Source organism: Gelidibacter sp. (assembly GCF_035577925.1).
In the GTDB taxonomy this organism is placed as follows: Bacteria; Bacteroidota; Bacteroidia; order Flavobacteriales; family Flavobacteriaceae; genus Gelidibacter.
Window position 1 is genome coordinate 1 of sequence record NZ_DATJCY010000092.1, and the last position, 6,063, is coordinate 6,063.

A 6,063-nucleotide genomic window follows, 5' to 3' on the forward strand; every position below is an offset into this window, starting at 1 on the left:
CTGAAGAGGGGAGCTGGGTTGTGAATGCTTATTAGTATTTGTGATTTTATAACTAATTTTTAAAAAACAGGCTGTGCGATTTCGCGCATTGATGTGGTTATTGGTTTGATTTATATTCGGGTTTCGTATTTTGAGTATCCATAAAGATATAGAATTGTAAACTAGTAATAAATAGCTATATAATAGGTTTGGATAGGCTGATGGGATTTCGCCAAGCTTCTGGGCGTTTTGCATAATACCAAAGAAAAATCCGTCTGTTAAAAAAACAATTTGGAATTTTGAAAACAGTAACTTTTAAGTTACATTTGTACCAATGGAAAAAGTTAGGCAAGTAATACAATACAAACATTATTTCGAAGAGTTTCTACTTGCTCAACCGAAAAAGATTCAGGACAAGATATTTAAGATCATTGAAATAATCGAAACCTTTCAACACGTGCCGAAAACCTATTTGGCGCCAATGAAAACTCACAAAGGATTATATGAGGCTCGAATAAAATTAGGTTCAGATATTTGGTGAGTTTTTTGCTTCTTCGACAAGGGTAAGTTAGTTGTATTATTAAACGGATTTACGAAAAAGACCCAGAAAACGCCAAAAAAAGAAATTGACAAAGCTGTCCGATTAATGAAAGAATATTATGAAGATAAAAACAAAAGAGATGGAAACTAAAAGCTGGAAAGATATAAAAGATACCGTTTACGGAGAAAAAGGAACTGAGCGCAGAGACGAACTCGAAAGAGATTTTGAATCGTTTAAAATTGGTTTGCTCTTAAGAAACGCAAGAGAAGAAAAAAATATGACCCAAGAGCAACTTGGTGAACTGATTGACAAAAAACGGACATACATTTCGCGTGTAGAAAATAATGGAAGTAACCTGACTTTAAAGACTTTGTTTGACATCGTTGAGAAAGGGCTTGGCGGAAAGGTAAATATTACAATTGAAGTCTAATAAAGTAGGAACAACATCGGTAACCGTTGCATAACGCTATAAATTGACAAAAAAACAAACTGATTTAAGCCCTTTTTAGGGCTTTTTTTGTTTTTAGTGGTTCAAACTTCCTGTCCCTGAACGTAAGGGATTGCTGTCCGTCCACTATTGGGTTCATAATAAAAAGGAGTGTCAGCCGTAGCGTTTACACTCCTTTTTACATTTTATTTATGCTTTTGCTATATTGTTGCAGTGACAAAATATTCATTTAAATGTCTATTGGGACTTGTATGACTGAGCAGTGTTCGTAGCTCATCATTAAAAAAAAGACGAGTTCATCGATTTTTATTTTATTTACAGGAAATTTGCAAATAGATTTTGCGTGAACAATGGAATGTTGTTGTGTTGACTGAAAGCTGATTGTAGTAGGTTTAGGCGAGTATCTGTGGAATCCCATATCTTATTTATTATTGCATAGGAAATGACTACAATAACATTTTAAAACACTTCAGGCAATTAGTCAGTAGTATCTATTACTTTTGATAATCAATCCTTTCAAGAGGTATTTGGTCTTTTTGGGGTTATTGTTAAAGCCAAATTCTAATTCTATAAGGATATATACTTTACGAATCTGGCCATATACTCATTGTGTCAATTTTAGAGGTTGATTTTTGTTAGTTTCGTTTGATTTTGTATCGTTAAATAACGTGCAAGACTTAACTGTTAAACTTTAAAATCAATTTAAAATGAAAAAGTCCTCAAAAGTAACCCGTATCCTTGCCAACACCTTTTTGTTAGCGTTCATGTTTTTAATGTCTTGTTCAAAGGACGATGGGCCAGATCCTGTTCCTGAGAAAGAAACCCTAATACTAACGCCTTCCTCTACCGTTGTTTCTGATGGTGCTATCGTTCAGTTTGCCGTAGCTGTCAACAACGTCGTGGTTGATGATGCCATTATTTATGTTGATGGTGTAGCGATTGCTAATGACCAACATACCTTTTTTGAACCCGGCACTTATAGTGTGGTGGCTAAAAAGGAAGGGTTTGCCGATAGCAAAGCCGTTACGATAACCGTAAATAAAGATTTGGTCGATGTTTATGTTGCGGGTTCAGAATACGTTGATGGCGTAGAACAGGCAACTTATTGGAAAAATGGAGTTGCCCATCATCTTACTTCCGGAACTACAAGTGCGAGAGCTTATAAAGTTATCGTTCGTGGTGCTGACGTTTATGTTTTGGTAGAAGTTGGTTATAGAGCTATAAAATATTGGAAAAATGACGAAGAACATCTTATATATTCGCAGGACAATGCCGATGTATATGCTAGAGATATGTTTGTTTCTGATAATGGCGATGTATATATTGCAGGTGCTAGCACCGAAAAAAATGGAAACTTAGGCGCTAAATATTGGAAAAATGGCGTCATGACCAAATTAGTCCATAATACTATTTCTACAGCTACAGGCATTGCTGTAAATGGTAATGATGTTTATGTATCTGGTTATAGTATGCTCAATAACACTGATGATATGCCTATTGCAGTATATTGGAAAAATGGAGTGGCATTTCCTTTATCGGATGGCACCGTTAGAACTATGACTTCTAAGATAGCGGTCTCAGGGAATGATGTTCACATTACAGGCAACGTGGCCGATGGAACAGCGAAGCAATGGTTGGCAAAATATTGGAAAAACGGAGAGGAAACAAACCTTGTTAACGGTCAAGAGGCCAATGATATTTTTATTGACGGCACCGATGTTTATATTACAGGCCGCCAAGGGGGCGTTAAGTATTGGAAAAATGGGGTGCCTTTTGAAATTCCTGGCGGTTCTTTTATCTACGGAATTACTGTATTGGATGATACGGTTTACACGGTGGGTACTACTTGGAATTCTGAAACCAACGTTACAAAAGCGGTCTATTGGAAAAATACGACCAGGTATGAACTTTCTGAAGGGACACAATATCCAAATGCCAATTCTATAGCAGTGGTAGCACACTAAAGAGCGATAAATTACTATTTATGAAAAACAGGAGCGCTACGTTGTAGTTAGCTCCTGTTTTTCTTTGAAATGGATATATGCTGCATACACTATTATGTTTTTTTCTTTCTGAATTATAGAAATGTAGCTCGCGATTTGTAGGCCTGTTGAAACCTTAGTTTAGAGTTGGGTTATTTTAAAATTCCTCCCAAACATCTCGCTCTATGTTCTCATCATAATAAATAAATTTTTCGACGGTTATGGCATAGGGAATCGGGGACTGATCATTATAGGTTCCAGGAGGGCGACCCATATAGAAACTGGCTCTAAACTTGTTTTTTCTATAATAAGAACAGTAAACTTCAATAGTTGGAAACCATTGATCGTTATGTGTGTAATTGATGCTATCAACCCATAGCCAAAGAGGATATTCATGTGAAGATTTTTCTGCTATTTCTTTAAATTCTGGTATCCAGACCAAATATCCCTCTTTTACTTTTTCTGCAACTTTATGGATGCTTTTGAGTAAAACAGCTTTAATAGACTGTTCTTCTTTTTTGGATAAATAAATATTGTCCATAATCATATGAATTTAGAATTATAAACTTTCCTAATTACTACCAATAAGATAAGCCCAGAGCTTGCTTGAGCCAAGCTTATTATATTATAGCACCCTAATATTGCCTTGATAGTTAGGCGTTTTTGAGCATATAAAGATACCTATATAAATACCTATTATAACAATTGTATAAATTGATATCCTTTTAATCCTTTATTATTATTATTATCATTATTTAATAAGGTTTGAGTTGCTGTTATAAGCTATTTTCATTAATCTATGGAAACAAAAAAAACTTAACTTCTTTAATATGTTGAAGTTAAGTTTTGTTTTACGTTTTCATAAATGAAAACCTATGTGAACCCAAATAGGGGTTGGTTTTTCAGTTTAGAAATAGGACATTACTTTTACAGTTCCTGTTATCTTTACTGAAGCTTTTGTTTTAGAGTCTTCAAACATACCGTCTATGGCCATATCATAAGAAGCAAACCCGGTTAATTCACCTAGCATGGATATTTTTAAATTTGAAATCTTGGCACTTCCTGAGTTTGAGGTGTAATTTTTATCGCCTACAGAGATAATTATCGAAGAGTGATCTCCATTTCCCATGTCTTCATTAGCAAGGTTGCCAAGTGGTAATGGTTGCTGGGATGAATTAAGCATAAACGCACCAATTAAATTCAAATCATTAAGGTCGTCTGAAAGTACCAATGAGATATTTTGTGCGCCTTCTATATTTTTATTAAAAAGGCTCACTATAGCCCCTTCTTCAGAGTCGCCATCCCACGAATTGGAATAAGTTTTATCTCCTTCTATGTTTAAGGAATACGAGTTTTTTCCCGAGTTTGAAGAATTTGAATCATCATCACTACTGCAACTGGTGATTGAAACTCCAATAATCATTAGAGCCAATAAAGGTTTAAATAATAGGTGTTTAATTTTCATTTTTAAGGATTTTAGGGTTGTTTATTTTTAGATTTTAAATCGTACTCCAGCGGCAAGTACAAGTTGGCCACCGTCAATAATGACATATTTGAGTTCTGCAAAAGGAGTGATGTTATCGTTGCTTAAATGTAGGTTTGCTCCAGCGCCAAGATTAAGTCCGAAGCGACCGTCGCTTCCACTAATGCTACCATTTAAACCGCCAATGTTAGGGCCATCGTATTTTACGTTGACACTGCTGTAGTTTAAACCACCAAGGCCAAAGACGCCAAATTTGTCATCCTGTATGAAATAATAGTTGGCATTGGCATTCAGTTCGAACCAATTGGTTTTTATAATGCCGTGGTCTTTGGGAAGGTAGTAAATGAAACTCGGTGAGATGCGCAGATTTTCGGTGATTGTAAATTCAGCATTAACGCCTATTCCCAAGTTTTCGATTTCGGTGCCGTAGGCCAGCAAACCTCCAATTGTAAAGCCTTCGTTTCCTTTTGATGTGTTTTGAGCTAAGGTTGATTGCGTTGCTAATCCGACAAACATCAACAACATAATGTTGATGGCATAAATTGATTTTTTCATAAGGGTTGTTTTTAAATATTAATTTTTAAAGTTTTACTAAATCAGTGCATTGTTTTTTTAATTCTTGCTGCAGATCTAATTTGCAAGCAAGTTTAAAGGATGTATAAACTATGCGCCATTTGGCGCTAGTGACATTGATACTTGTTATGGATTAAGTGTAAAAAGAATACTGTTTTTGAGCCTGAAGTTATTCTAGGGCTTTCTGAAATACTATTTGGCTCTCTGGCAAAATAAATTCTTTTTGAACCGTTTTGTAATTTCTAACGGATGCCATTTCGGTCTTAAAGTTTTCTGCGTTGCAGTAATGGGCCAACTTTATAGTGTTTTCTGGAATGGATTTGAAGTTATGTTTGCCATTCCTGAATAGGATGCCATTGTCAATGTAGGCAGCTTTAAGAAAAGCAGAAGTATTTAAGGCTTGATTTTTAGTGTTCCGATCATTAATGTTATGGTTTACTAATGTAGCCATAAATGGTATCGGAATCCGTGGTTTTGCGTAGGTCATAAATATTGTATTAAAAATTTAATGGTAGGTTCAAAAATTTTAAAATATCCTTTGATGAAAATTTATCCAGAGCTAAAAGGTTTTAGATGTTTAAAGGTTTTTCATCATTAGTTTGTGACCACTATTTTTTTTACAAAACTTTGCTAAAATTGGGGATTCAAGCTATTCGTTTAATATTAAAAGTTGTTTTTTTAATGTGTTGATGCGTGAAATATCAATGCACATTATTAAAAACTTTGAGCAAAAATAACAGTTAGTATTTTCTTAAACAATCCCAAATCAGAATTTGGTGGGTTTGACTTAGAATTTGATGTGTTTGGGTGAGAATTTTAAATATCTGTATTTAGTGTAGGACAAAAATTATATTTGATGGATTTTCCTTGATTTTCTGCCCCGCCCTAAAGGGTGAATCAAGGAAAATCGGAACTTCTTTAGTTGGTTCGAGAAGGGGGCAAAAATTATATTTGAATGGATTTTCCTTGATTTTATGCCCCGCCCTAAAAGGTGAATCGGGGAAAATCGGAACTTCTTTAGTTGGTTCGAGAAGGGGGCAAAAATTATATTTGAATG

General features: G+C 34.9%; 7 protein-coding genes and 1 pseudogene. 3 read left to right on the plus strand and 5 right to left on the minus strand.

The annotated features are described in order from the left end of the window. Positions 1–532: 532 nt before the first annotated feature. The 3 genes and pseudogenes from VNJ50_RS03255 to VNJ50_RS03265 form a co-directional block, all read left to right on the plus strand. Positions 533–670: pseudogene (locus VNJ50_RS03255) on the plus strand (type II toxin-antitoxin system RelE/ParE family toxin); the annotation flags it as partial. Then, on the plus strand, positions 660–950 hold the full coding sequence (locus VNJ50_RS03260) for a helix-turn-helix transcriptional regulator (RefSeq protein WP_325579011.1): 291 nt from the start codon (positions 660–662) through the stop codon (positions 948–950). The pseudogene VNJ50_RS03255 and the gene VNJ50_RS03260, both read left to right, overlap by 11 nt. Positions 951–1,675: 725 nt before the next feature. After that, a complete protein-coding gene (locus VNJ50_RS03265) occupies positions 1,676–2,932 on the plus strand; it encodes a hypothetical protein (protein ID WP_325579013.1) in 1,257 nt (418 codons plus the stop codon). Positions 2,933–3,107: 175 nt separating this feature from the next. On the opposite strand, the gene VNJ50_RS03270 is transcribed toward VNJ50_RS03265, so the two are convergent. The 5 genes from VNJ50_RS03270 to VNJ50_RS03290 form a co-directional block, all read right to left on the minus strand. Next, positions 3,108–3,491, minus strand: coding sequence for a hypothetical protein (locus VNJ50_RS03270; RefSeq protein WP_325579015.1), 384 nt, complete (start codon positions 3,489–3,491; stop codon positions 3,108–3,110). A gap of 366 nt (positions 3,492–3,857) precedes the next feature. Beyond that, on the minus strand, positions 3,858–4,415 hold the full coding sequence (locus tag VNJ50_RS03275) for a hypothetical protein (protein ID WP_325579017.1): 558 nt from the start codon (positions 4,413–4,415) through the stop codon (positions 3,858–3,860). Between the two features lie 27 nt (positions 4,416–4,442). Then, positions 4,443–4,988: an outer membrane protein gene (locus VNJ50_RS03280; RefSeq protein ID WP_325579019.1), complete on the minus strand. Its 546-nt coding sequence runs from the start codon at positions 4,986–4,988 to the stop codon at positions 4,443–4,445. 187 nt (positions 4,989–5,175) lie between these two features. After that, a complete protein-coding gene (locus VNJ50_RS03285; protein WP_325579021.1) occupies positions 5,176–5,493 on the minus strand; it encodes a hypothetical protein in 318 nt (105 codons plus the stop codon). A gap of 343 nt (positions 5,494–5,836) precedes the next feature. Next, a partial coding sequence (locus VNJ50_RS03290) for a hypothetical protein (RefSeq protein ID WP_325579023.1) occupies positions 5,837–6,063 on the minus strand: 227 nt, incomplete at its 5' end.

What these genes read in the sequence shown, in the direction of transcription:
- VNJ50_RS03265 (WP_325579013.1), top strand. Translation starts at nt 1,676, where the DNA reads ATGAAAAAGTCCTCAAAAGTAACCCGTATCCTTGCCAACACCTTTTTG.
- VNJ50_RS03275 (WP_325579017.1), bottom strand. Translation starts at nt 4,415, where the DNA reads ATGAAAATTAAACACCTATTATTTAAACCTTTATTGGCTCTAATGATT.
- VNJ50_RS03280 (WP_325579019.1), bottom strand. Translation starts at nt 4,988, where the DNA reads ATGAAAAAATCAATTTATGCCATCAACATTATGTTGTTGATGTTTGTC.
- VNJ50_RS03270 (WP_325579015.1), bottom strand. Translation starts at nt 3,491, where the DNA reads ATGGACAATATTTATTTATCCAAAAAAGAAGAACAGTCTATTAAAGCT.
- VNJ50_RS03260 (WP_325579011.1), top strand. Translation starts at nt 660, where the DNA reads ATGGAAACTAAAAGCTGGAAAGATATAAAAGATACCGTTTACGGAGAA.
- VNJ50_RS03285 (WP_325579021.1), bottom strand. Translation starts at nt 5,493, where the DNA reads ATGACCTACGCAAAACCACGGATTCCGATACCATTTATGGCTACATTA.